Source organism: Amycolatopsis thermalba, assembly GCF_003385215.1.
In the GTDB taxonomy this organism is placed as follows: domain Bacteria; phylum Actinomycetota; class Actinomycetes; order Mycobacteriales; family Pseudonocardiaceae; genus Amycolatopsis_E; species Amycolatopsis_E thermalba.
Map to the genome: position 1 here is coordinate 1 of NZ_PQHW01000098.1, position 26709 is coordinate 26709.

Below are 26709 nucleotides of genomic sequence, written 5' to 3' on the forward strand. Positions count from 1 at the left end.
CACAGAGTTTCGGTGGTCATGGCGGCAGGGAAACGCCCGGTCCCATTCCGAACCCGGAAGCTAAGCCTGCCAGCGCCGATGGTACTGCACCCCCGCGGGTGTGGGAGAGTAGGACACCGCCGAACACAACTTCACACAAAAAGCCCAGGGGCTCGGTCGAGAACTTCACGTTCTCCCGAGCCCCTGGGCCTTTTTGTGCCCTTATCCTGAAGACCATGACGCGTCTTCTGGTCCTGCAGCCCGATCCGTCCGACCCGGTCGGGCCCCTCGGAGACTGGCTCGCCGCCGCCGGCGCGGAACTCGACGTCCGCCGGCTGCCGGACGACCCGGTGCCCGGCTCCCCCGACGGGTACCAGGGCCTCGTCTGCCTGGGTGGTGGCATGAACGCCGAAGACGACGCCAAGCACCCGTGGCTCGCCGACGTCCGGGCGCTCCTGGCGACCGCGGCCCGCACCAACGTCCCCACCCTCGCGATCTGTCTCGGCGCGCAACTCCTCGCCGTCGCCACCGGCGGACGCCTCCAGCCCGGCGAGTCCGGTCCGGAGGTCGGCGCGGCCCTCGTCGCGAAGAAGGACGCCGCCTGGACCGACCCGCTCTTCGCCGACCTCCCGCTCATGCAGGACGTCATGCACTTCCACGAGGACGTCATCACCCAGCTGCCCCGCGGCGCTGTCCTGCTCGCATCCGCTCCCAAGTACCCCAACCAGGCCTTCCGGCTGCACCGCTGCGCCTACGGGGTCCAGTTCCACATCGAGACCACCACCGAGGTCGTGCAGGCCTGGGCGGACGAGGCGCCCCAGCTGGCGGCGACCAGGCCGCCGAGCGCATTCGACACCGAGACTCTCGACCGCAACCACGCCGACATCGCCGAGACCTGGCAGCCGTTCGCGACCAGGTTCGTCCGGCTGGCTGAAGGTGCGCTCGAGGGCGCGCCACCGGCGTCCCTTCCGCTCACTTGATCAGCAACGACCCGCCTGGCACGGCTACGGTGGACCCTGATGGCTGAGCAGTCACGAGGGGCCGGCTCCCCTGCGCGCTACGGCTTCACCGACGACCGGGCTGAGGAGAACCTCCGCGCGGCCGGGTGGTGGACCGACACCGGGCCTGCCCCGGAAGCCCTCGACGTCCTCGTCGCGCTTTCCCGCAGCGCCGACCCAGACCTGGCGCTGCGCAGCCTCGACCGCATCCGGGAGACCGACGAACAGGGCTGGCGGGAACTCGACGCCGCCCTGCGCGACAACCGCACCCTCCGCGGCCGGCTCGTCGCCGTCCTCGGCACCTCCAGCGCGCTCGGCGACTTCCTCGTCGGCCACCCCGGCGAGTGGCAGCGCCTCGCCGGCGACAAGTGCACCGAACCCGACTGCTACGCCGACACCATGCTGGACGCCGTCCGCGAGAACGGCACGATCCGTACGGGCTCGGCGGCCGAGAACGCCCTGCGCGCCGCCTACCGCGGCCTGCTCCTCGAGACCGCCGGCACCGACCTGGGGCACCTCGTCGAAGGCAGCCTCGACCGGCCCCGCTACGCCGAAGTCGCCCAGCAGCTCACGCTCCTCGCCGAAGCCGCGCTCGTCACCGGACTGGAGATCGCGCAAGCCGAGCACGCTCCCGGCGGACTCGGCGACACCCGCCTGGCGGTCATCGCGATGGGCAAGTGCGGCGGCCGCGAACTCAACTACGTCAGCGACGTCGACGTCATCTTCGTCGGCGAAGGTGACCTGCAGCTCGCCACCCGGCTGGCGAGCACGATGATGCGGATCGTCGGCAAGGCGTGCTTCGAGGTCGACGCGGCCCTCCGCCCGGAAGGCAAGCAGGGCGCCCTCGTCCGCACCCTCGACGGCCACACCGCCTACTACGCCAAGTGGGCCCGCACCTGGGAGTTCCAGGCCCTCCTCAAGGCCCGCCCGGTCGCCGGGGACGCCGACCTCGGCAACCAGTACGCCGAGATGGTCACCTCGATGGTGTGGTCGGCCGCCGAGCGGGAGAACTTCGTCGCCGACGTCCAGCAGATGCGCCGCCGCGTCGAGGGCCACGTGCCCTCCGAACTGGCCGAGCGTGAGCTGAAACTCGGCCGCGGCGGCCTGCGGGACGTCGAGTTCGCGGTGCAGCTGCTCCAGCTCGTCCACGGCCGCGCCGATCCGAGCCTGCGCTCACCGTCCACCGTCGAGGCGCTCGCGGCGCTCGGCTCGGGCGGGTACGTCGGCCGCAGCGACGCCGCCGAGCTGGAGATGTCGTACGAGTTCCTGCGGACGGTCGAGCACCGGCTGCAGCTGCGCCGCCTGCGCCGCACCCACCTGTTCCCGGACTTCAACGACTCGGGCGAGCTGCGTGTGCTCGGCCGGGCGATCGGCATCCGCCCCGAAATGGGCCGGGGCGAGGGTGAGATCCTCCTCGTCGAGTTCCGCCGCCACAACCAGCGCATCCGCCGGCTGCACGAGAAGCTGTTCTACCGGCCGCTGCTGCAGTCCGTCGCCAGCGTGTCCACAGAGGACCTGCGTCTCACCACGAAGCAGGCCGCGCAACGGCTGGCGGCTCTGGGCTATGCGGCACCCGACGGCGCGCTGCAGCACATCCGAGCCCTGACTTCCGGCGTCTCGCGCCGGGCCTCGATCCAGAAGGCGTTGCTCCCCGTCCTGCTCGACCTGCTCGCCGACACCCCGGACCCGGACGGCGGCCTGCTGGCGTACCGGAAGGTGTCCGAGGCCCTCGAGGAAACCCCGTGGTATCTGCGGGTGCTGCGCGACGAGGGCGCGGTCGTCGAACGGCTCGCGTCGCTGCTGGGCACGTCGAAGCTGGTGCCGGACCTGCTCGTGCGCGCCCCCGAGGTGTTGCAGCTGCTCGGCGACCCCGCGCGGTTGACCGGTCGCACGCCGGCCGAGGTCGCCAAGTCGTTGCGCGCCACCGTGCGGCGCCAGCCGGGGCTGAACGCGGCGGTGGCGGCGGCCCGGTCGTTGCGGCGCCACGAGATCCTGCGGGTGGCCGCGGCCGATCTGCTGGGCCTGCTGGACGTGCGCGAGGTGTGCGAGGCCCTGTCCTCGGTCTGGGTCGCCGTGCTGCAGAGCGCCCTGTCCGCCGCGATCCGCAAGCGCTGCGCCGAACTGGGCGGCGAGGCGGCGAAGATCGCCGTCATCGGCATGGGCCGCCTGGGCGGCGCCGAACTGGGCTACGGCTCGGACGCCGACGTCCTCTTCGTGTGCGAGCCGGCCGAAGGTGTGTCCGACGGCGACGCCGTCCGGTACGCGTCCTCGGTCGCCGAGACCGTGCGCAAGATGCTCGGCGCCCCGAGCGCCGATCCGCCCCTGCAGGTGGACGCCGATCTGCGGCCGGAAGGGCGCGGCGGTCCGCTGGTGCGCACGCTCGACTCCTACCGGGCGTACTACGCGCGCTGGGGCGAGGTCTGGGAGACGCAGGCCCTGCTGCGCGCCCGGTTCGTCGCCGGCGACGCGCCGCTGGGGGAGCGGTTCATCGAGATGATCGACCCGATCCGCTACCCCGACGGCGGGCTCGACGCGGCCCGCGCCCGCGAGGTGCGGCGCATGAAGGCGCGCGTGGACACCGAGCGGATGCCGCGCGGAGCCGACCCGACGCTGCACACCAAGCTGGGCCGCGGTGGTCTGGCCGAGGTCGAGTGGACGGTGCAGCTGTTCCAGCTGCGGCACGCGTTCGAGGTCCCGGACCTGCGGACCACCTCGACGCCGCGGGCGCTGGCCGCGCTGGCCGGTGCGGGCCTGGCCGAACCCGAGGACACCGCGTCGCTCACCGAGGCGTGGCTGCTCGCGACCCGCGTGCGCAACGCGGCGATGCTGGTCCGCGGCAAGGCCGTCGACCAGGTGCCGAGCTCGGGCCGGGACCTGGCCGCGGTCGCCCGCGTCCTGGGCCAGAGCGCCGACGACGACCCGGGCGAGTTCCTCGACTCCTACCGCCGCACCACCCGGCGGGCCCACGCGGTCGTCGAGCGGCTGTTCTACGAAGCCTGACGTGGTGAAGGTCCCACCCCGCCGCGGCACGTCACCGCCTTACAGTGGAGCCGTGACTGCGCGCGAACCGTTCCGGGTGGAGATCAAGGTCCGGCACTACGAGCTGGACACGCTCGGCCACCTCAACCACGCGGTCTACCACTCCTACGGCGAGGTCGCCCGCACCGAGGCGTTCGAGCAGGCCGGGGGCGCGGCGCTGCGCGAGCAGAACCTGGCGCCGGTGCTGCTGGAGTCGCACATCGTCTTCCGCAGGGAGATCCGCGCGGGCGAGACCGTGCTCGTGGGCTGCGAGGCCAAGTTCGGCACCGGCAAGACGTTCCAGATGATCAACAACATCCACAAGACCGACGGCACCCGGTCCGCCGAGATCACCTGCACGCTCGGGCTGATGGACCTGGAGCGCCGCAAGCTGGTCGAGGACCCGCGCGGCCACTGCGAACGCGCCGGCCTGGACATGTCGGTCCTCACCGCCGAATAACGCCGGCCCGATAAAGAACGCCGACGGCGAGGGCGTTTTCCGCTCCTCGCCGCCGGCGCGCTCGGGGTGTTCTACCCGGTCGAGATCACACGTCGTAGTACAGCGCGAACTCGTACGGGTGCGGACGCAGCCGCAGCGGGTCGATCTCGGTCTCGCGCTTGAGCGAGATCCACGTCTCGATGACGTCGGAGGTGAACACGCCACCCTCGGTCAGGAAGTCGTGGTCGGCCTCGAGGTTGTTCAGCACCTCGTCGAGCGTGGCCGGGACCTGCTTGACGTCCTTGGCCTCCTCCGGCGGCAGCTCGTAGAGGTCCTTGTCGATCGGCTCCGGCGGCTCGATCTTGTTCTTGATGCCGTCCAGACCGGCCATCATCATCGCGGCGAACGCCAGGTACGGGTTGCCGGACGAGTCCGGGCAGCGGAACTCGATGCGCTTGGCCTTGGCGTTGGAACCGGTGATCGGGATCCGGACGCAGGCCGAGCGGTTGCGCTGCGAGTACACCAGGCTGACCGGCGCCTCGAAGCCCGGCACCAGGCGGTGGTAGGAGTTCACCGTCGGGTTGGTGAACGCCAGCAGCGACGGGGCGTGGGCCAGGATGCCGCCGATGTAGTGACGCGCCATGTCCGACAGGCCGGCGTAACCGGACTCGTCGTAGAACAGCGGCTGGCCGTCCTTCCACAGCGACTGGTGGCAGTGCATGCCCGAACCGTTGTCACCGAACAGCGGCTTCGGCATGAAGGTCGCGGTCTTGCCGGCGTTCCACGCGGTGTTCTTGACGATGTACTTGAACAGCTGCAGGTCGTCCGCGGCATGCAGCAGCGTGTTGAACTTGTAGTTGATCTCGGCCTGGCCGGCGGTGCCCACCTCGTGGTGCGCGCGCTCGAGCGTGAAGCCGGAGTTGATCAGCTTCTGGCTGATCTCGTCACGCAGGTCGGCGAAGTGGTCGACCGGCGGGACGGGGAAGTAGCCGCCCTTGAAGCGGGTCTTGTAACCGCGGTTGCCGCCCTCTTCCTCGCGACCGGTGTTCCACCAGCCCTCGACCGAGTCGATCTCGTGGAAGGAGCCGTTCTCGCGCGAGTCGAAGCGCACCGAGTCGAACACGTAGAACTCGGCCTCGGGGCCGAAGAACACGGTGTCGGCGACGCCGGACTCGGCGATGTACTGCTCGGCCTTGCGCGCGATGTTGCGCGGGTCGCGGCTGTACGCCTCGCGGGTGAACGGGTCGTGCACGAAGAAGTTGATGGAGAGGGTCTTCTCCTTGCGGAACGGGTCGATCCGCGCCGTCTCCGGGTCGGGCAGCAGCAGCATGTCGGACTCGTGGATCGACTGGAAGCCGCGCACCGAGGAACCGTCGAAGGCCAGGCCCTCTTCGAACGCGTCCGCGTCGAACGCCTTCGCGGGGACGGTGAAGTGCTGCATCACACCCGGCAGATCACAGAACCTGACGTCAACGAACTGCACGTCCTCATCTGCGATGAGACGCTGGATATCGTCTGGAGTAGTGGACACCCTCTGTAACTCCTTCATACGCATTGCCGGGGGCAGTACTCTCTTCGGCTCACGCTAAGAGCGCGGTGTTGCCCGACCGTCACCCGTATGTTTCGCGGAGGTTAACGGGCTGGGCGATATCCCCCAGCAGACCAGGGCGGACGTGGTGCACGCCACCGGCATACCCTGGTCGGGTGGCGAGATGGACCGGTGAGTGGTTGTCCGCACCTCGGCCCGGCGCAGAGGAGCCTCCGCGCTGGCGAGGGGAACGGCTCGGGCTTCCCGAGCAGGGGGTCGGTGCGGTCGCCAGGGGCGGTGCGCGCCTGCTCGGGCTCGTCGTCGACCTGGTCGCCGCGTCCCTGCTGACCTCCCTGTTCATGCGCCCCGACCTGCAGGACACCGCCGCGATGCAGTCCTACAACCTGTGGGCGATCGCGGTGTGGGCGGTCATCACGATCATCCCGGTCTCGTTCTTCGGGTTCACCCCGGGGATGTTCGTGACCGGCATCCGCGTCGCGCGCCTGGACGGCGCCCAGATGGTCGGCGTGCCGCGGGCGATCGTCCGCGCGGCGCTCACCTTCCTGATCATCCCGGCGGCGATCCGCAACGCCGACGGCCGCAGCTGGCTCGACCGGCTCACCGGGACCGTGGTCATCCGGATGCGCTGACAACGACAAAAGGCCCCGACCGGACTGGTCGGGGCCTTTTGTCGTTCCGGGTCAGCGGCGCTTGATGACGCGCTGCACGCTGCGCATCTTCGCGCCCTGCGGCATCGGGCCCTTCGGCATGGCCGCGCCACCGCGGTTGCCGAGCGCGGCGAGCTTGGCCTCCAGCGCGTCGACCTGCGCCGGGCGGAGGTTGCGGGGCAGCTTCATCATGTGGCTCGACAGGCGGCGCAGCGGGACCTGGCCCTCCTCGTTGCCGACGACGACCTCGTAGATCGGGGTGTCACCGACCAGGCGGGCCACGCGCTTCTTCTCCTGTGTGATCAGGTTGCGCACGCGGTGCGGCGCGCCCTCACCGACCAGCACGACGCCCGGGCCGCCGAGCACGCGGTGCACGGCGTCGAGCTGCGTGGTCGCGGCCACCGTCTGGGTCACCTTCCAGCGTCCGCGCAGGTTGTCCAGCGCCCAGCCCGCCGCTCCGGGCTGGCCCTCGGCCTTGGCGAACACCGTGCGCTGCACCCGGCGGCCGAAGATGATCACCGCGGCGAGCACGCCGAGGACGATGCCCAGCGGCAACAGGACCCATAGCATGTCGAGCAGCAGCCCGACCACGACGAAGACGCCGGCCACGACCAGGAACGCGCCGAGCATCCACAGGATGAGCGCCTTGTCCTCCCGGCGCTGCATCTTGAACGCTTCCCAGATCTGACCGCGCCGGGCCTTGCTCGCGGCGCGCCGTTCCCGCTTGGCCTGCTTGGCAGCCTCTTTGTCCTGCTTTCCCGCCATATGAACCAGGATACGGCCGGGCAGGGCGGCGCGATCCCGTCGGTCCCCTCTGCGAGGATGCCGGGGTGGCTAGCGCACCTGTGACCAAGTCCCCGACGGGCCTGTTGGACGGGCTGGACCCCGAGCAGCGTGCCGCCGCCGCAGCCCCGCGCGGGCCGGTCTGCGTCCTGGCCGGCGCCGGCACCGGCAAGACCCGCACCATCACCCACCGCATCGCGCACCTGATCGCGTCCGGGCACGTCGCCGCAGGTCAGGTGCTCGCGGTCACGTTCACCGCGCGCGCGGCGGGGGAGATGCGGACGCGGCTGCGCGCGCTGGGGGTCGACGGCGCCCAGGCCCTGACGTTCCACGCGGCCGCGCGGCGGCAGCTGCGGTACTTCTGGCCGCGCGTGGTGGGCGACCGGATGTGGGACCTGCTCGACGGCAAGCTGCGGCTGGTCGCCCAGGCGGCGCAGCGTTCGCGGGTCAGCAGCGACGCGGAGATCCTGCGGGACATCGCGAGCGAGATCGAGTGGGCGAAGGCGTCGCTGATCAGCCCGGAGGACTACCCGGCGCAGGCCGCGCGGCTGCAGCGGGACACGCCGATGCAGGCCGCGCAGGTGGCCGAGGTCTACCGCAAGTACGAGGAGGTCAAGAACGCGGCGCGGATGCTCGACTTCGACGACCTCCTGCTGCACACGACGGCGGCGCTGGAGGACAACGCGGACGTCGCCCGGGAGTTCCGCGACCGGTACCGGTGTTTCGTCGTCGACGAGTACCAGGACGTCACCCCGCTGCAGCAGCGACTGCTCGACGCGTGGCTCGGCGGGCGCGACGACATCACGGTGGTCGGCGACGCGAACCAGACCATCTACTCCTTCGGCGGGGCCTCGCCGCGGCCGCTGCTGGACTTCACGCGGCGCTTCCCGGAGGCGACGGTGGTGCGGCTGGAGCGGGACTACCGGTCCACGCCCCAGGTGGTCGAGCTGGCGAACAAGGTGATCGGCGCCGCTCGGGGCCGGCCGGCGGGGTCGCGGCTCAAGCTGGTCGGGCAGCGTCCGGACGGTCCCGAGCCGCGGTTCGCGGAGTTCGACGCCGAGCCGACGGAGGCCGGCGCGGTCGCCGGGCGGGTGCGGCAGCTGCTCGACGCGGGCGTGCCGGCGAGCGAGATCGCGATCCTGTACCGGGTCAACGCGCAGTCGGAGGTCTACGAGCAGGCGTTGACCGACCTGGAGATCCCGTACCTGGTGCGCGGGGGTGAGCGGTTCTTCGAGCGGCGCGAGATCCGGCAGGCGATGGTCGCGCTGCGGACGGCGGCGGGGGATCCGCCGTCCGCGGAGCTGGTTCCCGCGGTGCGCGCGGTGCTGGCTCGCATCGGGCTGACGGAGCAGCCGCCGTCGGGCGGGGCGGCGAAGGAGCGGTGGGACGCGCTGCTGGCGCTGGTGGAGCTGGCCGAGGAGCTGGCGGCGTCGGTCGAGGGCGCGTCGTTCGGCCGGTACGTGGCGGAGCTGGAGCAGCGCGCGGCGGCGCAGCACCCGCCGACGGTCGAGGGGGTGACGCTGGCGTCGCTGCACGCGGCGAAGGGCCTGGAGTGGGACGCGGTGTTCCTGGTCGGGCTGGCCGAGGGCACGATGCCGATCCAGCGAGCCGACGGCGACGAGGCGGCGATCGAGGAGGAGCGGCGGCTCTTTTATGTGGGGGTCACGCGGGCGCGGGAGCACCTGTGGTTGTCGTGGTCGCTGTCCCGGCACCCGGGCGGACGCCGGCACCGCCGCCGGAGCCGGTTCCTGTACGGCTTGATCCCGGAGGAACACCCCGCGGCGCGCGTGCCCCGCCGGCAGCCGACCACGCGCACGAAGCCGAGCTGCCGCATGTGTGGTGAGCAGCTGGCCAACACGCTGGAAGTCAAGCTCGGCCGATGTGCCCGATGCCCGAGCGACCTGGACGAGGCGTTGCTGACGCGGTTGAAGGACTGGCGCGCCGAGCGCGCGCGGGAGCTGAAGGTCCCCCCGTTCGTCGTCTTCACGGACGCCACGCTGGTCGCGATAGCCGAACAACGCCCCGAGGACCAACGCGGCCTGGTCTCGATCTCCGGCATAGGCCCGACAAAGGCCCACCGCTTCGGCGACGAGGTACTATCCCTGCTCCGGAAGGAACATCGCTGAACTGCGGTGCCGCCGGTGCAGCGGAGCCACGTGACCGGACTACAGCGACTTTCTGCGCGGAAGGTGCTCCCGATTTGGTGGCTGTCCGTCCTGCGTAGGAGGTGCTTCCGCTTTAGTGGCTGTCCCTCCTGCGCGGGACGGGCTCCTAACTTGGCGGCTGTTCCTTCTGCGTGGGAGGTGCTGCCGATTTGGCGGCTGTTCCTTCTGCGTGGGAGGTGCTGCCGATTTGGCGGCTGTTCCTTCTGCGTGGGAGGTGCTGCCGATTTGGCGGCTGTTCCTTCTGCGTGGGAGGTGCTGCCGATTTGGCGGCTGTTCCTTCTGCGTGGGAGGTGCTGCCGATTTGGCGGCTGTTCCTTCTGCGTGGGAGGTGCTGCCGACTTGGCAGCCGTCCCTTCTCCGCGGGAGACCCGCCTGCCCGACTGCTGTGTCTTCGCCGGGACACCGACGCCTGACGGAACTGCCATCCCCTCCTCTGCGGAAGGACACCCCCGATGGGACTGCTGTCCGCCGGCGAGCGCTCTGGGCGGTCCGCTGTCCGTTCTCCGCGACAGACACTCCTGACAGCCGTTAACTCCGGCCGCCTGAACCAAGGCCGGCGGGCCGGACGCGGCGCGCCTACCGAACACGTCCACCCGTGAGGCGCCCCCCTCTTGAAAGGTCCGGGCCGAGCGCGGCCGTGCTCGCTCTGCGCCGCCGTGTGCCGTGTGCACCACTGCCTGCGTCGTCCTCAGCCGAGCGACCTCGGTCGTGCGACCGTTACGCCCGGAACGACACTTTGCCACGACCGGATGAATCTGGCGCCGAGGTGACCAGCCGCGACCGCCGTGGCGAGTCCCGCTCCGAGCGTGGCTGGTCGGGCTGGGGCGATGTGCGCCACACTGAGAGGCGCTTCGTCGCATCCGGGCACCGGGGCGGGCCGTGCAGGGCAGGCACGCTTGACCGCGCCGAAGGGCTCCTTCGCGCGGCGGAACCGCTGCTCGGGGACGATCTTCGCCGTTGGGAAAAGTTCTCCGAAAAATCAGTTGCCCCGCGTCGGGCAGGGGCAATAGCCTGCATGGGCGGGTGAAGAGCGCCCGCGAAGCGATTGCCCGTCGCCCGCCGGCGATGAGCGAAGGACGAGAGGAGGTGCTGGGACGTGAAGACTTCGATCACGGTCACGAACCCTGGCATCGCTCTGCCCTTCGCCCGCTCGGCGATGGCTTGCGCGAACGGCTGGGGCGTCGGCAAGGCCGGCGTCGAACTGCCGATCCTCGCCCGGCTGCGTGACCGCTTCGACGGGACCCGTGTGTCCGCCGTCAAGCCGGCGTACGTCCCGACCAACAAGCAGACCCGACTCCACGTTCCGCTGGCTCCGCCGGAGCTCAGACTCTGACCCCCCGTCAGGGAGACAGGCTCACGAGGGCCGCGGAACCGAGATTCGGATCCGCGGCCCTCGTGTTTTTGTACCACCTCCACAACGAAAAACCGTTACTACACAAAGGAGAACGGGAATGTCATCGGCAATCGCCTTCGCGTCAGAGAAGGCGTTATCCGACGAACTCGCCCTTCCGGGATCCGGGATCGGTGAGCTTTTCGATGCCGTGGCCTCGCCGGACGCCGACCTGCCCTGCAGGTCCGGCGACGCCGACCTGTGGTTCGCGGAGTCACCGGCGGATCTCGAGCTGGCCAAGAGCCGGTGCGCCGACTGCCCGATCCGGAGTGCGTGCCTGTCCGGCGCGCTCGCCCGGCGGGAGCCCTGGGGGGTCTGGGGAGGCGAGATCTTCGAGCGCGGTGTCGTGGTCGCTCGGAAGCGGCCGCGGGGACGCCCTCGCAAGAACCCGGTGGAAACGCCCGTCGCGGAGAAGCGCATCGAGCGCCGCAACCGCACTGACCAGCAGAGTGCAGCCGCATGAGTACTGACACCTCATTCGTCCCAGTGAGCTGGACGAAGCACCCGATCACGCCGCGCCCCCGCGCCGGGGTCGCACCCATGACCAAGGAGATCACCCGAATGTTGCTCAACGAAGAACTGGCGAGAGCACGAATACAGGACCTGCACGACGACGTCCGCTGGCAGCCCGTACGCAATGCGCGCGCGGCCCGCCGGTGGGACCGCGTGGCCCGATGGGCTTCCCGCCGCGCAGGTCGGTACCGCGGTTAGTCGCCCGACGATCCCGCTACCAGCGGCTCGTCATCGCGTTTCGCGGATTGCTGGCCCGGCGGTGTTCGAGGCGAACGGCCTTGACCACCGCCGGGCTTGGCGCTGTCTAAGGTGCCGCTCGTTCCAACCGCTACATGCCGCTCGTTCCAACTCCCCAACCCGCGGCGGCCACAGCCCCGGCGCGTTCGGTTGCCAGCGGCCCAGGGGCCGCCGGCATTTGCCTGTCAGCGCCGAGGCCCGGACGCGTTCGGCTGCATTGCCGAGGCTCGGGTGCTCGCGCCCCGCCAGCGCTGAGCGCCTGGTGCGTCCGGCCGCCAGCGCTGAGCGTCTGGTGCGTCCGGCCGCCAGCGGCCAAGGCTCTGTCCGTTCCCTTTCCAGCGCCGAGGCCCGGGCGCGTTCGCCGGCCAGGGCCGGTACTCGACGCGTCGGTTGTCAGCGCCCGATGCTCGGCGTGTTCGGCTGTCAACGCCCGGATGCTCGGCGTGTCGGCTGTCAGCGGCCAACGGCTTGGCACGCTCGGCCGCCACCTGCTCGGCTGCCTCCCGCCTCGGTCCCGACCCCTGTGGCGTTCGTTCGCGCAGGAGGGGCAGTGACTGCGGCTGGCCCCATCCGGCCGATGAGCACCACCACACCGCCGGACTGGTGCCGCACCCAAGGCGCCGAGGCGGCCCCGAATCACGGCGACGGTTTCTCCAGCGGTGTTGAATGACCGGTATGGCCGTACACACCCATGACGACATCGACTGGGCCGAGCGAATTCCGACGTTGCGCAGCGCGGACCAACTCCACGCGAAGACCCACGCGGAGATCGCCGCCCGGCTGGTCAGCCGGCTCGCCGACCATCCTGTAGTCGTCGACGTGGGCAGTGGCGCCGGAGGGATGAGCGCCGCGTTCGCCGCCGAGCTGGCTTGTCGAGGCGGCGGGACGCTCGTGCTCGTCGACGCCGTTCCGGAGCTGCTCGACGTTGCCGAGACCGTTGCGAAGGCTGCCGTCGAGCAGACGCACACGGACGCCGCTGGCCGAACAGATCCGGACGACCCGGCGGCCGTGCCGCGGGACACGAGTTCGACCGGCCAGCAACAGATCGCACTCGAGCAGGCGCGGGCTGAGCTCGCAGGAGCCGCCGCGGCGGCGACTGTCGGGCGCGCCCATCCGGGGATCGAGGCCGTCGCCGGCGCCGCGCTCGCCGGCCAGGTTTCGATCGAACGCGTTCGAGCTGACGTCGCATCGGCGGAACTCGCTCACCTCGTCGAGCCGGCGGATCTCGTCTGGGCCGCTTCGATGGTGCATCACCTCCCTGATCAACAAGCTGGAATCGCCGGTCTTGTCACAGCTCTCAAGCCACGCGGCATGCTCGCCCTGGTCGAGGGGAGCCCGCCCACTCACTGCCTGCCCTGGGATCTGGGGATCGGTGAGCCCGGGCTTGAACGCCGGCTGCTGGAGGTGCGGGATCGTTGGTTCAAGCGCATGCGCACCGACATGCCGAACTCAGTCCGGATGCCCTACGGCTGGAACATCGCCCTCGTCAAGGCAGGGTTGGAGCGAGTCGGTTCCTTCAGTCGTCTTGTCGATTTGCCTGCGCCGCCGGACGAGGTGGTACGCAACTACGTGATCGAGCACATCGCCTGGCTGGCGTCGGCCGGCGATGAGTTCGTGACGCAGGAAGACCGGGACGTCCTGCGTCGTCTCCTCGATCCGGAGGATCCCGAGTACTTGGGCAACCGAGAGGACATCTACGTGCTCGGAACGCAGACGGTCCACTTCGGATGGCGCAGATGAACGAGCCGATCGTCTGCTCCCGTTGCGGCGTTCAACGCAAGCCGGACGAGGACCCGCTCGAGACCCTGGCGTGGGCCAGTGATCGTGAGGGCGGCGCTCTGCGCTGGCTGTGCCCTCGATGCGCTCGTGAGCACGTCCGCGACATCGAGGGGAAACTCCCGCCCGAATACTGGTGAGCGCTAGTCAAGCCGCCACCTCCTTCAGCGCCTGAACCTTCGGCCGCCGACGGCGAGCTGCCGACGCGAACGCGCTCGTGAGTTCCCGCGCGACTGCCATCGCGTCACCGCGCAGGCGGCTGGGAGTGGTGTGGACCAGCACGACTCCGGCCCCGGTGAGCGGCAGGTGGCTCGCGGCCGGACGGTCGGAACGGGTGGCGGCGGGGTCGAGGAGCCATCCCATCGCGACTTCGTCCCACCAGGCGTCGACGACACCGAGGCGGCGTCCCACCGAGTCGCAAATGGTCACGTTCCAGATCGGCGGGGGCACCGGGACTCCTCCGAGCAGCTCCCTCGCCACACCTTGCTGGTAGGTGTCGCGAAGCGAGCCCAGGGTGCGTAGCGTCTGCCGGACAGCCGCGGTTCCGCGCTGGTTGCCGGCGTCGACCTCGTTGCGCAACTGCTCGGCCGTGCAGAGGCCGTAGTAGACGGGCAGGGTGAGCAGTCGCCGCAACCTGTCCGGATCGGTTTCACAGCGGGCGAGGTCGATGGTGGCGCGAGCTGGCGGCGCGAACGGCAATCCGTCCACGACGACCGGCTCGGGAACGCGAGACGTCCGGTCCAGCCAGGTGAACTCGTGCGACGCGATCCGGCGCCCCACTGGGATCAACACGTGGACGCGCCGGGACGGTGACAGCGGAATGCCCTGTGCCTGCAAGGCATCCGTACCGCTGATCACCGCGTCCGGGCCGGCGTGGTAGATCGCGGCGCGGAGCTGCTGATCCCGGCTGGGCTCTCGGTTGCTCAGCAGGATCACGCCCGGTAGAAGCCGGCGCCACGGGCCTCCTGGGCGGCAACGGGACGAGATGACGTGCTGGCTCAGGCCCGCTCGGCGCAGCCGCGTGCTGGTGGTGACGTCCTCGCTCGGGGCCGAGCCTCGCTCTGCCGGAGCGGTGATGGTTTCGGTCATGCCTTCAGAGTCGGGCCGGAGACGGGGCAGCGGAAGACGTGACACGAAACTGTGGACAACTTGGTGGTGCGAGTGGACATCTCGTGCGTTTTTGACCGTGATTGTGGATAACTCGCGCCTCTGGCAAGCCTTGTCGGCCGCGGGGGCCGCGGTTTACGGCATGCTGGGCATTGCGGCGAAGACATCCGGACCGGGGATGGATGGCAGCTGGTTGGCAACCAGGGCTGGGGCGCTTGTTCACAACAGAGGCTGGGATTGGGAAAGACGATGAGGTGATGCCGCAGTTGCAAAGGACTGCGATCGCGCTGGATAGAAGCTTCCGAGGTTGCGTCTCGGCTAGCTGATCAGTTTGGGTGCATCCGCCGTGGCGTGGTGGGTGATCCCGCCTTGCGTGCGGAAACCGGGAATTCGCCGTCGGCCGGGGGCGGCCGTCGACTGAGCCGGAATCCGGAGCGGTCAGGGGCACGCGCAAGTGCGGGTGACCCTGACACGCCCGATGAGAAAGGGAGGGAGGTATCGGATCAATCGGCGAAGCCGGGCTGCCAACGTTCCACGATCGCGCGGGCGGGGATCTCGGCCTCGAGCTGGCACAGGATTCCCGTCGAGCCTGCGGTCACGCGATGGATCAGCAGGTACTCCGGTGGAAGGTTCAGCGATCGCCCGGTCCGGAAGTCGCGGCCACGCGTGTCGCCGACCCGCATCGCTTGGCGTTGCATCCAGCGGCGCGTGAAGTGGAAGCGCTCGGTGGCGAGGGGCTCGGTGAACGGGGCCAGGTATGCGAGCACGTCGTCGGCGCTGAGTTCGGTGCCGGGGCGGATGAAACCGGAGGAGCGCAGCAACTTCATGAGTTCGGTCGAGCGCTGATCGAGCGCGAGACGGGTCATCTCGCCGAGCTGGCGGGGGATGCCGTGTGGGAGGCGAGCCACCGCGCCGAAGTCGATCACGGCGAGACGGCCGTCGTCGAGCAGCATGAAGTTGCCCGGGTGCGGGTCGGAGTGCAGGAGCTTCGCCCTCGCCGGTGAGGAGAAGTGGAACTCGGCCAGGAGCGCGCCGACGTGGTTGCGGGTTTCGGCGTCCGCGCCGGCGATGATCTTGGCCAGGGGAGTGCCGGTGACCCACTCGGTCACGAGCACCTTCGGGGCGCTGGCTACCACCTTCGGCACCAGGACCTTGTCGTCGCCGTCGAAGGCCTTCGCGAACTCGCGCTGGCTGTCGGCCTCGCCGCGGTAGTCCAGTTCCTCGTCCATCCGCGCGGACAGCTCGGCGAGCAGCGGTTTGACCTCCGTGCCCGGCAGGAGTGCCTGGAAGAGCCGGCTGAACCGCTGCAGCTGACGCAGGTCGCTGCGGAGCGCCTCGTCGGCGCCGGGGTACTGGACCTTGACCGCCACGTCGCGCCCGTCGTGCCACACGGCGCGGTGCACCTGGCCGATACTGGCCGCGGCGGTGGGAGCGTCGTCGAACTCGCGGAACCGTGTCTCCCACGACCGGCCCAGCTGCTCGGCGAGCACGCGACGCGTTTGGCGGGCCGGCATCGGCGGCGCGGCGGCCTGGAGGCGGGTCAGCGCGTCCCGGTACGGGGCGGCCAGCTCGTCCGGCACCGCCGCTTCGAACACGCTCAAGGTCTGCCCGAACTTCATCGCGCCGCCCTTGAGCGTGCCCAGCACCTCGAACAGCTGCTCGGCGGCTTTCGCCGACAGGTTCGCGTTGACTTCTTCAGCGCTCTGACCGGTCAGCCGCCGCCCCCAGCCGCCGACCGCCCGTCCCGCGATTCCGAGCGGCAGGCTCGCGAGCTTCGCGGCGCGCGCGGCTGTGCGGCGGGGAATCCCGGGATCGGCACGGTCGTCGGTCTCTTCGGGGAAGTCGGTCACTCCTGCGATTGTGCCTTGTCGACCATGTTCTCCGCAGCCATCGGCGCAGGGACGCTGCTGACCAGCGGCTCCGGGCGTGCCCCGCAGGTGCAGGCCGGGTGGGGCGACCACGGGCGGTGGTAGATCGTGTTCTCGTACGGGTCGATCTCCATCGTCATGTTCCAGCCCGGCGGCACCCCGTCGACCGGCCCGAGAGCGCGGAGCACCTGACCGGTCGCCAGGGCAGCGGTGGCTTGCACGGTCACCAGGTCGGCCTGCTGGGTGCGCCCGGCAAGCTGACCCGCGATCTTGGGCCAGCGGTCGTCCATCGACTGGCGGATCAGGTCCGCGCCCCAGGCAGCTGCTCCGGCCGGGTTCGACGAGCGGCCCGACGATCCCGATGCCTTCCCGGACGCGAACCGCCAGGTGCGGAACCCGCTCGTGCATGAGCTGCTGGACCAGCTCGGGCGCCGGGACGATGGCGTCGGCGAGCACGGCGAGTTCGGGCAGCCGCCCGTCTCGGAGGCGTCGCGTCACGGTCGCCGGGTTCACCCGCCGGATCGCATCGGCCGCCGCGGCTGATCGGGAACGGCCGATGTCGGCGTCGGTGTAGCCGCTGCCGGTGTCGTGCTCGGTGACCTTGCCCTCGGCCTCGACGCGGACCTGCCCCACTCCCGCGGCCGCGAGCTGCACCGCCATCGCGACCGTCAGCCGTCCCGAACCGAACAGCACGATGGCGCTGTGACGACGCCGGGCGACGGTCTCGCCGTGGCTCCGCCGTGCCGACAGGGACCACAGACCAGCCTCGTGGACGGGCCGGTTGTAGGCGGAGGGCGGCCACGCCTCCTCCACCAGCCCGAGCCGGGTCAGCTTCGTGAGGAGATCGCGGAGGCTCTCGACGTGTTCGCTCTTGGCGAGCGCGAGCAGACTTTCCAAACGGAGACTGCCGTCGAGGCGGTGCATCACGTCCACCAGGTCGGGCGGCAGCTCCGTGGCCACCATGGCGTGCCGGGGGTCGAGACCGATCTGCACCTCGCCCGGGCCTCGGTCGAAAACCTCGATGCCCGGCCGCAGCCAGGGGCGTTCGGGCAGGAAGTATTCGCTAACCAAGATCGCGAGTTATCCACAGGCGAGCCGAAATGTGGATAACTCGGGCCTTCTCGAAGTCGGCTCTCCCGAGTTGTCGGTCCCTGCCTTTACCGTGGACGGGTGGCGAACGCACGGGTGCCCTCTTTGAGGAACCGGGACAACACCGGGCAGTCATCGAACCCGCAGCTCAAGGTCGAAGTACGGCGTAGTGCACGACGAAGGCGGACGGTCAGCGCGTACCGGGACGGCGACACCCTCGTGGTGCTCATCCCGGCCAGCATGAGCCGAGCCGAGGAAAAACACTGGGTGGCCGAGATGGAGCGCAAGCTCCAGCGCACGGAGACGAAACGGGCGTCTCCGGCGCGCGAGTCGGATGCCGCGCTGCTCGCGCGGTGTGCGCAGCTGTCAGCGCGGTACCTCGACCGGCAGGCGCTGCCCGCGAGCGTCCGCTGGGTCCCGCCGATGCGGACCAGGTGGGCGTCGTGCACGCCGGCCGACCGGACCATCCGAGTGAGTGACCGGCTGCAGAACGTGCCGGCGTGGGTGCTGGATTACGTGCTGGTGCACGAACTGGCACACCTGCGCGTGGCGGCGCACAACGCCGAGTTCTGGGAGCTGGTCCGGCGCTACCCGAAGACCGAGCGGGCCATCGGCTACCTGGAGGGCCTGTCCGCGGCGGCGGGTTGGGGAATCAGCGAGCTGGACGAGGACTGAGCAGTCGGAACGCGCCGGGGGCCTGCCGTCCGGCGGGCCCCCGGCACCGGAACAGGCAGGTGGAGGGGCGGCCGAAACTGGCGAGTGCCGGTGCGCGATGAGTAGCGGCCGGAGCGAGTGAGTGCTGGGGCGGGTTAGCGAACGGAGCAGGGGGCGCGCTGGGCCGGATGGGTAGCGGGCGGAGCAGAGGCGCGCTGGGCCGGATGGATAACGGGCGGAGCAGGAGGCGTGCCGGGGCCGGATGTCCCGCGAGCGGGCCCCGAGAGGGGCAGCTGAGGTGGCGGACTGCCAAGGCAGTGGCAGCTCGACGGACAACGGCCGGGCAGCGTGCCGCCGTTGGCGGGCTCGATTGCGGGCTTCAGGGCTGCTGTCGGTTCGCCATGGGGCGCCGGGGCGCTGCCAGTCGCGGGCTTAGCGGTGAGTTCTGGGGGCTGCTGCCGGTTCGCGATGGCGGGGCCGGGGTGCTGCTGTCGGCGGGCTTAGCGGTGGGTTCAGGGGGCTGCTGCCGGTTCGCGATGGCGGGGCCGGGGTGCTGCTGTCGGCGGGCTTAGCGGTGGGTTCAGGGGGCTGCTGCCGGTTCGCGATGGCGGGATCGGAGGCCGTTGTCGGAGGGCGAGCAGCAGGTTCAACAGATTGCTGTCGCTGCGCGACGGCGGGCCAAGGTGCCGCTGTCGGCGGGCGGGACGGTGAGGGCAGGGTGCCGGCTTCGCGTGGGAGGGTTCCGCCGTGAGTCCGGGAGGGGGCAGCCTGTCCGAGCAGTCGCCGAGGGCGGGGCGGCTTGCCGCTGGTGGTTGAGGCGGCTTTGCCGCGATCGGACGTGGTCAGCTTGCCGGCTTCGGTTGGGTGGGCGTGCCGGTGTCGGCTGGGGCACCCGCCGGTGGCCGGGGTGGCCCGCCGTGTTGGTCGGGTGGGCGTGCCCCGTGGGGCTGAGGTGGCTCGCGGCCGGTGGCTGGGCTTGTCGGTGTCGGCTGGGGCCGGCCCGCCGGTGTTGGTGCCCGTGGGGCTGAGGTGGCTCGCGGCGGTTGGATGGGCATGCCGGTCACAGCTGGGGCGCCCGCCGCTGTTGGTTGGCCGGGCTGCCCGGGGAGTCGGCGGGGGTAGCTCGCCGCCGTGGGTGGCGTGGGCGTAGCGCGCCCACCTCGGCTGTTGCTCAGGCGAGGTGGGCTCGCTGACACTCCTGCGTCAGTTGCCGGGCTCGTCGCCCTCGTTGGGCTTTGCCGGCTTCTCCTCGGGCTTCGTGCGCTCCAGCTCGGCCATCGGGTCGTCCAGGTCGCCCGGCTTGCCCAGGCGCTCGGCGAACTCCAGCGGGTCGTCCAAGTCCTCGGCCGACGGCATCAGGTCCGGGTGCGACCACAGGCCGTCCCGCTTGTCGACGCCGTGCCGGTCGCCCACGAGCTTCCACAGCGCGGACGCCGAGCGCATCCGGCGGGGCCGCAACTCGAGCCCCACCAGCGTTGCGAACGTCTGCTCAGCCGGGCCGCCCGTCGCGCGGCGGCGGCGGAGCGTCTCGCGCAAGGCGTCGGCTCCCGGGAGCCGGTCGCCGACCGCGTCCGCGACCACCACGTCCACCCAGCCCTCCACCAGGGCGAGCAGCGTCTCCAGCCGGTTCAGCGCCGCCTGCTGCTCGGGCGTCGTCTGGGGCTCCAGCAGCCCCGAGGACAACGCCTCCTCGATGCTCGCCGGGTTGGACGGGTCGACCTGGCCCGCCAGCTGCTCCAGCGCGGACGTGTCGACCTTGATGCCGTGCGCGAACTCCTCGACCGTCGCCAGCAGACGCTGCCGCAGCCACGGCACGTGCGAGAACAGGCGCTGGTGCGCGGCCTCCCGCGCGGCCAGGAACACCAGGACCTCGCTGCTCGGCAGCTCCAGACCCTCGGTGAACTTCTCGATGTTGCCGGGCAGCAGCGCCGACGTCCCCTCCGGACCCAGCGGCAGACCCACCTCGGTCGAGGTCAGCACCTCCGACGCGAGCTGCGCCAGCGCGTTGCCCAGCTGCGAACCGAACGCCATGCCACCCATCTGGCCGACCATCGACAGCAGCGGGCCGGCGGCCTGCTTCGCCTCGGCGGGGAGCGCCTCCACCCACGCGCCGGACACCTGCTGGGCCACCGGGTCGCACAGGCGTTGCCAGGTCGGGAGCGTCTTCTGCACCCAGTCCCGCGGCGACCACGCCGCGGTCACGTTCGCCCCCGCAGGCAGGATCGTCGCCGCGTCCAGCCACAGCTCCGCGAGGTGGCCGGCGTCGCGCACGGCGCTGTCGGCGTCACCGCTCGAGGCGAAACCGATCGTCCCGCCGCCGCTGCCACTGAGCTTCTGCAGCGCGATCTGCTTCGCGAGGTCGTAGTTCACCGGGCCCGACGAAGTGCCGGCCTGGCTCAGCATCTGCCCGAGCTGGCTCAGCATCTGGCCGAGCTGGTTGAAGGCGTCGGCGCCGGACTGCTGGCCCTCCGGCCCGTTGTCACCGGGCTTGTCGGGATCCGGGGGCCCGAAGCCGAACGGGAGATTGCTCATACCACCACCGTACGCGGCCGGAGCAGCCGCGACCGCGCCAGAGGTGTCCGATTTCGCTCGCCGCGATCAAGGCCTGGTGATCGAGCGTGCGGGCCGGTCACCGTACGCTGTGGGCCGTGAGCGAGTCCCGCGACGAAACCACTGCTCCCGGCGCCGCGACGGGCACCAAACCCGCGGACGGCGACCAGGCCCGCAACGGGCACCGCGCGACACGGGCCCCCGAGCGGGCCCATATGACCAGGCGCGGCTGGACCGTGGTGACCAGCGGCGTCCTCATCGTCGTGTTCGGGCTCATCGGCGCGTTCGTCCAGGTGCCCTACGTCGCGATCGGCCCCGGCCCCACCTACGACACGCTCGGCCAGGTCAACGGCGTTCAGGTGGTCGAGGTCGACGGGCAGCAGACCTACCCCACCGCGGGTGAGCTGCGCATGACCACCGTCTCGCTCAACGACGAGATCAGCCTGTTCGGCGCGCTCGGGCTGTGGGTGAGCGGCCGCTACGCGCTGGCGCCCCGCGAGGAGTACTTCCGCCCCGGCGAGAGCGACGAGCAGGTCCAGCAGCAGAACGTCCAGCAGTTCCAGGACTCGCAGAGCAACGCCGAGGTCGCCGCGCTGCGCCACCTCGGCTTCCCGGTCAAGGTGCTCGCCCAGACGATCGTCGAGAACACCCCGGCCAGCCGGGTCCTCGCCGCGGGCGACCGGCTGCTGTCGGTCAACGGCCGCACCATCACCAACGAGGACGACGTCACCGCCGCGCTCGCCGACACCGCCCCGGGCCAGACCGTGCCGATCACGTTCCAGCACGGCACCGAGCCGCCCCGCACCGAGCAGATCACGCTGGCCGCCAACCCCGACCCGAACAAGAAGCAGGGCTTCATGGGCCTGCAGCCGATCGACCGGGCGGACGTGCCCTTCGACGTGAAGATCTCGCTGCAGGACGTCGGCGGCCCCTCGGCGGGCCTGATGTTCGCGCTGGCGATCGTCGACCGGCTCACCCCCGGTGAGATGGTCGCCGGCGAGCACGTGGCCGGTACCGGCGAGATCACCGAGAAGGGCGTGGTCAACCCGATCGGCGGGATCTCGTTCAAGGTCGTCGCCGCACGGGAGGCCGGGGCCACGGTGTTCCTCACGCCCCAGGACAACTGCGTGGAAGCCGCCGCCGCGGCGCCGGACGGGCTGAAGCTGATCAAGGTGACCGACTTGAACAGCGCTCTCTCGGCGCTGGAAGCGCTCAAGGCCGGGCAGCCGACGCCGTCCTGCTGACCCGGGCCGCCGGCTCGGCGGGGCGGGGCTCGCGCGGGAGCTGGGTCTCGCGTGGTTGAGTGTGGGGCTCGCGTGCGGGAGCATAGGGCCCGCGGACGGCAGGGTGGGACTCACGCACGGGAGCGTGGAGCTCGCGGACGGGAGCGTGGGACTCGCGCGGCGGAGCGTGGGACTCGCGCGGTTGAGCGTGGGACTCGCGTGGCGGAGCGTGGGACTCGCGTGGCGGAGCGTGGAACTCGCGCGGTTGAGCGTGGGACTCGCGTGGCGGAGCGTGGGACTCGCGTGGCGGAGCGTGGGACTCGCGGACGGGAGCGTGGGACTCGCGTGGCGGAGCGTGGGACTCGCGGACGGGAGCGTGGGACTCGCGTGGCGGAGCGTGGGACTCGCGGACGGGAGCGTGGGACTCGCGGGTCGTTAGGGGGCCAGCGTCGCCCGGAGGGCGTCCAGCAGGTTCGGCGCCAGGTCCGGGTGCTCGACGATCTCGTCGGCCGGCTCGGCGTCCTCCGCCTTCGTGTACCCCCGCAGCCGCATCACGCAGGCGCCCGGGCCGTCCCGCAGCACAGCCGCCACCAGACGCGCCTCCGTCCGCTCCGGGTGGTCCGCCGCGGCCCGCCGCAGCCGCTCCGCGTCGGCGGACTCGTCCAGCTCCGACTCGGCGCTCGGCGGCAGCACGATGATCTCCTGGGCCAGCGCGCAGCCGGTCACGACCTCCGGCCACGCGATCCGCCCCAGCGCCTCCGCCAGGTCACCCTCCGGCAGCGGCTCCTGCGCCACCGGCGTCAGCGCGCTCGACGGGTCGAGCTGCCCGGCCAGTTCCGGCTGCTCACGCAGCAGCGACGCGGTCGGGACCAGCGCGAACAGCTGCGGCGCCTGGTCCCACCCGGCGGCGGCCACGAACTCCTCGACCTCCCTGGCGAGCGCGGCGATGGCCGGACCAGCGGCGGGGTTGACTTCCGATGCCATCTCCTCATCGTCTCAGGTGCCTGCCGGACGTGTCCGATTCGGGCCGGTCGGGGAACCCTGAGCGGCCCTCCTAGAGTTAGGGGTTCAGGGGTGTCCTGCGTTACGGGCTCCCCGCCAGCGGACCACGACAACAGGAGCGTGCGCAGTGGCCAGTCGGCCCCCAGTGAGCCTGCCGAAGCTGTCCCGTCGCAGCCGGGTACTGCTGATCATCGCCGCGGTGATCATCCTGGCGCTGCTACTCGGCGCGCGCCTGTTGGACACCTACGTCGACTGGCTGTGGTTCGGCGAGGTGGACGCCCGCCAGGTCTTCAACACCATGGTCGTCACCCGCATCGTGTTGTTCTTCGCGATCGGGCTGCTCGTCGGCGGCTCGCTCGCGCTCAGCCTGTGGATCGCCTACCGCACGCGACCGGTGTTCGTCCCGGTCTCCGGCGCCGACGACCCGCTGGCGCGCTACCGCTCGGCCGTGGTCGGCCGCATCCGGCTGTTCGGCATCGGCATCCCGCTGGTCACCGGGCTCATCGCGGGCGCGACCGGCGAAGGCGAGTGGCAGCGCATCCAGCTGTTCCTGAACGGCACGAGCTTCGGCCAGACCGACCCCGAGTTCGGCAACGACATCGGCTTCTACGCCTTCACGCTGCCCTTCTACCAGTGGCTGCTCGGCTGGCTGTTCGTCGCGGTGACGATCTCGTTCATCGGCGCGCTGATCGCGCACTACCTCTTCGGCGGCATCCGGCTCGCCGGCCGCGGCGGTCAGCTCGCCGGATCGGCCCGCGTCCAGCTCGCCGTCACCGCTGGCCTGTTCGTCCTGCTCAAGGCGGTCGAGTACTACTTCGACCGGTACAACCTGCTCTTCTCCGACCGCAACCCGCTGTTCAACGGCGCGACCTACACCGACCTGAACGCGGTGCTGCCGGCGAAGCTGATCCTGCTGTGCATCTCCGCGATCTGCGCGGTCGCGTTCTTCGCCGGCGCCTTCCTGCGCAACATCCAGCTGCCCGCGATCGCGCTGGTGCTGCTGATCCTGTCCGGCGTCCTGGTCGGCGTCGCGTGGCCGGCGATCCTGGAGCAGTTCTCGGTCAAGCCGAACGCCAACCAGAAGGAAGCGCTTTCCATCAGCCGCAACATGGAGGCGACCAAGTCCGCGTTCGGGCTCGACAACGTCCAGTACGAGGACTACACCGGCACCGGGCAGGCGACCGCCGCCGAGATCAGCGCGGACACCACGACCGTGCCCAACATCCGCCTGCTCGACCCGAACGTGCTCGCGCCGACCTTCACCCAGCGGGTCGGCCGGGAGAACTTTTACGGCTTCCCGCAGAAGCTCGACATCGACCGCTACGAGATCGACGGCCGGATCCAGGACTACGTCGTCGCCGCCCGTGAGATCAACACCGCCAACCTCACCGGCAACCAGACCAACTGGATCAACAAGCACCTGGTCTACACGCACGGCAACGGGTTCGTCGCGGCCCCGGCCAACACGATCGACCGCGCGGTGAGCAGCGCCAACAGCGACGGCGGGTACCCGATCGCGGTCACCAGCGACACCCAGAACCCGACCGGCGCCGGCATCAACCCGACCAACCCGACCGCACCCGGCATCGCGGTCACCGAGCCGCGCATCTACTACGGCGAGCTCACCAACGACTACGCCATCGTCGGCGGCCAGGAAGGCCGCGCGCCGGGCGAGTACGACAGCGCCAGCAGCAGCAACTACCGCTACGAGGGCACCGGCGGCGTCAACCTCGGCAACTGGTTCAACCGCCTCGCCTTCGCCGCGAAGTACGGCGAGCGCAACATCCTCTTCTCCGACGCCATCAGCGACGGCTCGAAGATCATGTACAACCGCGACCCGCGGCAGCGCGTCAGCAAGGTCGCCCCGTGGCTCACCGTCGACGGCGACCCGTACCCGGCGGTGGTCGACGGCAAGATCGTCTGGATCGTCGACGGCTACACCACGCTGAACAACTACCCGTACTCGCAGCAGACCCAGCTCGGCGCCGCCACCGAGGACACCCTCGCCGGCGTCGCCCGCCAGGCCAACAACAACATCAACTACATCCGCAACTCGGTGAAGGCGACCGTCGACGCGTTCAACGGCACCGTCACCCTCTACTCGGTCGACGACAAGGACCCGGTCCTCAAGGCGTGGGAGCAGGTCTTCCCCGGCCTGGTCAAGCCCGGCACCGAGGTCACGCCCGAGCTGCGGTCGCACTTCCGGTACCCGGAGGACCTGTTCAAGGTCCAGCGCGAACTCCTGACGAAGTACCACGTCACCGACCCGCAGGAGTTCTACACGACCAACACCTTCTGGAACGTGCCCCAGGACCCGACCCAGGAGGGCGGCACCAACCTCGACGCCGCCGGCCTGGCCAACCAGCCCGGCTACTACGTCCTGGCCCAGGCACCCGGCCAGACCGGGACCACGTTCCAGCTGACCAGCCCGCTCACCGCCCTGCAACGGCAGTACCTGGCGGCCTGGATGACGGTGTCCTCCGACCCGAAGGACTACGGCGCCATCAAGGTGCTCCGGCTACCCACCACGGCCGCGGGCAACAGCCAGGTCGACGGCCCCGTCCAGGTCCAGAACAGGTTCCAGAGCGACTCGCGGTTCGCTTCCGAACGGACCCTGTTCAGCAACCAGAGCGTCACGGTGATCTTCGGCAACCTGATCACCCTGCCGCTGGGCGGCGGGTTCCTCTACGTCGAACCCGTCTACATCCAGCAACGCAACCAGAACAGCTACCCGCAGCTCGCCCGCGTGCTGGTGTCCTACGGGTCCAAGGTCGGATTCGCCTCCACCCTCGGCGACGCCCTCAAACAGGTCTTCGGCGACCAGGCGGCCCAGGCGGCGACCTCGCCCACCCAGCAACAGCCCACCACCACGCCGACGACACCGCCCGCCACACCGACCACCCCGCCGGCCGGTGGCACGGGCAGCACCCCGGCCCTCGACCAGGCCGTCGCCGACATCCAGTCGGCGCTCGAACGGCTCCGGCAGGCCCAGCAGAGCGGCAACTTCGCCGCCCAGGGCGAGGCGCTCGCCGCGCTCGACGCCGCCGCCCGCGCCTACGAAAACGCCAAGGCCGCCCAGACGACCTCGGCGCCGCCCCAACCAGGCGGCTGACCAGCCACGCAGGGTGCCGGAGCCCCTTCCGGCACCCTGCGTGCACGCCCCCGCAACCAAGGCGTAAACTGGTCCTCACAACGCGGGGTGGAGCAGCTCGGTAGCTCGCTGGGCTCATAACCCAGAGGTCGCAGGTTCAAATCCTGTCCCCGCTACAGAGGCAGGGGCCCTCATGTCCGCGGAAAGCGCGGACGTGAGGGCCTCTTTCGCGTTGTTCTGGGGGTCGAACCCCCAGACCCCCGGCAGGGGGCGAGCCCCCTGCACCCCCGCTCGGTGCCGGTTGCGTTGTGGCCTTGCGTTGCGTCGGCCCTTCGCGCCCTGTGGGCGCTGGGGCCGGTGGGGGCGGGTTTGGTGCGTCGGTCACCTGGATCTGTGGAAATGTGCGGGTCCAGGGGCTTCGTCGCGTTTCTTGTGGGCGAATCGCCAGACTCCCCGGCAGGGGGTGAACCCTGGATCCCCGCTCGGTGCCGGTTGCGTGGGGATCTTGCGTTGGGTCGGCCCTTCGCGCCCTGTGGGCGCTGGGGCCGGTGGGGTGGGCTTGGTGTCTCGGTCACCTGGATCTGTGGAATGTGCGGGTCCGGGGGGGTGTCCCTATGTGATTGTCAAGCCG

Annotated in this window: 18 protein-coding genes, 1 tRNA gene, 1 rRNA gene and 1 pseudogene; 14 read left to right on the forward strand and 7 right to left on the reverse strand. The window is 70.6% G+C overall.

Going from position 1 to position 26709, the window contains the following annotated elements; translation table 11 throughout:
* The first annotated feature begins 8 nt into the window (after positions 1-8).
* The 4 genes from rrf to D0D15_RS28450 all read left to right on the forward strand — a co-directional run bounded on the left by rrf (position 9) and on the right by D0D15_RS28450 (position 4455).
* A 5S ribosomal RNA gene (rrf, locus tag D0D15_RS28435) occupies positions 9-125 on the forward strand.
* A 90-nt stretch (positions 126-215) separates the two neighbouring features.
* Entirely contained in the window at positions 216-959 is a 744-nt protein-coding gene (locus D0D15_RS28440) for a type 1 glutamine amidotransferase (protein ID WP_094006744.1), read from the forward strand.
* Positions 960-998: 39 nt separating this feature from the next.
* A complete protein-coding gene (locus D0D15_RS28445) occupies positions 999-3977 on the forward strand; it encodes a bifunctional [glutamine synthetase] adenylyltransferase/[glutamine synthetase]-adenylyl-L-tyrosine phosphorylase (protein WP_115944889.1) in 2979 nt (992 codons plus the stop codon).
* Positions 3978-4029: 52 nt separating this feature from the next.
* Positions 4030-4455 carry an acyl-CoA thioesterase gene (locus D0D15_RS28450; protein ID WP_094006742.1) on the forward strand — a complete coding sequence of 142 codons (426 nt, stop codon included), beginning with the start codon at positions 4030-4032 and terminating at the stop codon, positions 4453-4455.
* A gap of 85 nt (positions 4456-4540) precedes the next feature.
* Here the strand turns inward: D0D15_RS28450 and glnA are convergent, their stop codons facing one another.
* The gene (gene glnA, locus D0D15_RS28455) at positions 4541-5965 is read right to left on the reverse strand and encodes a type I glutamate--ammonia ligase (protein WP_094006741.1); all 1425 of its coding nucleotides are present in this window, start codon (positions 5963-5965) and stop codon (positions 4541-4543) included.
* A gap of 173 nt (positions 5966-6138) precedes the next feature.
* Between glnA and D0D15_RS28460 the strand changes: the two genes are divergently transcribed.
* Positions 6139-6612 (forward strand): RDD family protein, encoded by a 474-nt coding sequence (locus tag D0D15_RS28460; RefSeq protein ID WP_094006740.1) that lies wholly within the window; start codon positions 6139-6141, stop codon positions 6610-6612.
* 51 nt (positions 6613-6663) lie between these two features.
* Here D0D15_RS28460 and D0D15_RS28465 read toward each other — a convergent pair whose 3' ends face one another.
* Positions 6664-7395 (reverse strand): DUF4191 domain-containing protein, encoded by a 732-nt coding sequence (locus D0D15_RS28465; RefSeq protein WP_094006739.1) that lies wholly within the window; start codon positions 7393-7395, stop codon positions 6664-6666.
* An 80-nt stretch (positions 7396-7475) separates the two neighbouring features.
* On the opposite strand from D0D15_RS28465, the gene D0D15_RS28470 reads away from it, so the two are divergent.
* The 5 genes from D0D15_RS28470 (at position 7476) to D0D15_RS28495 (ending at position 13634) form a co-directional block, all read left to right on the forward strand.
* Entirely contained in the window at positions 7476-9539 is a 2064-nt protein-coding gene (locus D0D15_RS28470; RefSeq protein ID WP_162830678.1) for an ATP-dependent DNA helicase UvrD2, read from the forward strand.
* Positions 9540-10674: 1135 nt separating this feature from the next.
* A complete protein-coding gene (locus D0D15_RS28475) occupies positions 10675-10911 on the forward strand; it encodes a hypothetical protein (RefSeq protein WP_094006729.1) in 237 nt (78 codons plus the stop codon).
* Between the two features lie 118 nt (positions 10912-11029).
* A complete protein-coding gene (locus tag D0D15_RS28480; RefSeq protein ID WP_094006728.1) occupies positions 11030-11431 on the forward strand; it encodes a WhiB family transcriptional regulator in 402 nt (133 codons plus the stop codon).
* A 962-nt stretch (positions 11432-12393) separates the two neighbouring features.
* Positions 12394-13458 carry a class I SAM-dependent methyltransferase gene (locus tag D0D15_RS28490; protein ID WP_094006737.1) on the forward strand — a complete coding sequence of 355 codons (1065 nt, stop codon included), beginning with the start codon at positions 12394-12396 and terminating at the stop codon, positions 13456-13458.
* Positions 13455-13634: a hypothetical protein gene (locus D0D15_RS28495; RefSeq protein WP_094006736.1), complete on the forward strand. Its 180-nt coding sequence runs from the start codon at positions 13455-13457 to the stop codon at positions 13632-13634. The genes D0D15_RS28490 and D0D15_RS28495 overlap by 4 nt, the downstream gene beginning before the upstream one ends.
* 7 nt (positions 13635-13641) lie before the next feature.
* On the opposite strand, the gene D0D15_RS28500 is transcribed toward D0D15_RS28495, so the two are convergent.
* From D0D15_RS28500 to D0D15_RS28510, 3 genes and pseudogenes are all read right to left on the reverse strand, one after another.
* Positions 13642-14583: a hypothetical protein gene (locus D0D15_RS28500; RefSeq protein WP_233157364.1), complete on the reverse strand. Its 942-nt coding sequence runs from the start codon at positions 14581-14583 to the stop codon at positions 13642-13644.
* A 521-nt stretch (positions 14584-15104) separates the two neighbouring features.
* On the reverse strand, positions 15105-16451 hold the full coding sequence (locus D0D15_RS28505; RefSeq protein WP_094006725.1) for an ABC1 kinase family protein: 1347 nt from the start codon (positions 16449-16451) through the stop codon (positions 15105-15107).
* A pseudogene (locus D0D15_RS28510) lies at positions 16448-17543 on the reverse strand (ThiF family adenylyltransferase). The gene D0D15_RS28505 and the pseudogene D0D15_RS28510 overlap by 4 nt, the downstream one beginning before the upstream one ends.
* Before the next feature lie 120 nt (positions 17544-17663).
* On the opposite strand from D0D15_RS28510, the gene D0D15_RS28515 reads away from it, so the two are divergent.
* On the forward strand, positions 17664-18233 hold the full coding sequence (locus D0D15_RS28515) for a M48 metallopeptidase family protein (protein WP_027935799.1): 570 nt from the start codon (positions 17664-17666) through the stop codon (positions 18231-18233).
* A gap of 1182 nt (positions 18234-19415) precedes the next feature.
* Here D0D15_RS28515 and D0D15_RS28520 read toward each other — a convergent pair.
* Positions 19416-20744, reverse strand: a complete 1329-nt coding sequence (locus D0D15_RS28520; protein WP_094006724.1) for a zinc-dependent metalloprotease — start codon at positions 20742-20744, stop codon at positions 19416-19418.
* Positions 20745-20860: 116 nt separating this feature from the next.
* Between D0D15_RS28520 and D0D15_RS28525 the strand changes: the two genes are divergently transcribed.
* The gene (locus D0D15_RS28525; protein ID WP_094006723.1) at positions 20861-22006 is read left to right on the forward strand and encodes a YlbL family protein; all 1146 of its coding nucleotides are present in this window, start codon (positions 20861-20863) and stop codon (positions 22004-22006) included.
* A 414-nt stretch (positions 22007-22420) separates the two neighbouring features.
* On the opposite strand, the gene D0D15_RS28535 is transcribed toward D0D15_RS28525, so the two are convergent.
* Positions 22421-22969, reverse strand: coding sequence for a PPA1309 family protein (locus D0D15_RS28535; RefSeq protein ID WP_094006722.1), 549 nt, complete (start codon positions 22967-22969; stop codon positions 22421-22423).
* 163 nt (positions 22970-23132) lie between these two features.
* On the opposite strand from D0D15_RS28535, the gene D0D15_RS28540 reads away from it, so the two are divergent.
* Positions 23133-26099, forward strand: coding sequence for a UPF0182 family protein (locus tag D0D15_RS28540; protein WP_198958283.1), 2967 nt, complete (start codon positions 23133-23135; stop codon positions 26097-26099).
* Between the two features lie 81 nt (positions 26100-26180).
* A tRNA-Met gene (locus D0D15_RS28545) sits at positions 26181-26254 on the forward strand.
* Positions 26255-26709 lie beyond the last annotated feature (455 nt).

Bases quoted from the DNA above. Each gene is read 5' to 3' on its own strand.
- D0D15_RS28440 (WP_094006744.1), top strand. From the start codon at position 216: ATGACGCGTCTTCTGGTCCTGCAGCCCGATCCGTCCGACCCGGTCGGG.
- D0D15_RS28445 (WP_115944889.1), top strand. From the start codon at position 999: ATGGCTGAGCAGTCACGAGGGGCCGGCTCCCCTGCGCGCTACGGCTTC.
- D0D15_RS28465 (WP_094006739.1), bottom strand. From the start codon at position 7,395: ATGGCGGGAAAGCAGGACAAAGAGGCTGCCAAGCAGGCCAAGCGGGAA.
- D0D15_RS28480 (WP_094006728.1), top strand. From the start codon at position 11,030: ATGTCATCGGCAATCGCCTTCGCGTCAGAGAAGGCGTTATCCGACGAA.
- D0D15_RS28490 (WP_094006737.1), top strand. From the start codon at position 12,394: ATGGCCGTACACACCCATGACGACATCGACTGGGCCGAGCGAATTCCG.
- D0D15_RS28495 (WP_094006736.1), top strand. From the start codon at position 13,455: ATGAACGAGCCGATCGTCTGCTCCCGTTGCGGCGTTCAACGCAAGCCG.
- D0D15_RS28500 (WP_233157364.1), bottom strand. From the start codon at position 14,583: ATGACCGAAACCATCACCGCTCCGGCAGAGCGAGGCTCGGCCCCGAGC.
- D0D15_RS28520 (WP_094006724.1), bottom strand. From the start codon at position 20,744: ATGAGCAATCTCCCGTTCGGCTTCGGGCCCCCGGATCCCGACAAGCCC.
- D0D15_RS28535 (WP_094006722.1), bottom strand. From the start codon at position 22,969: ATGGCATCGGAAGTCAACCCCGCCGCTGGTCCGGCCATCGCCGCGCTC.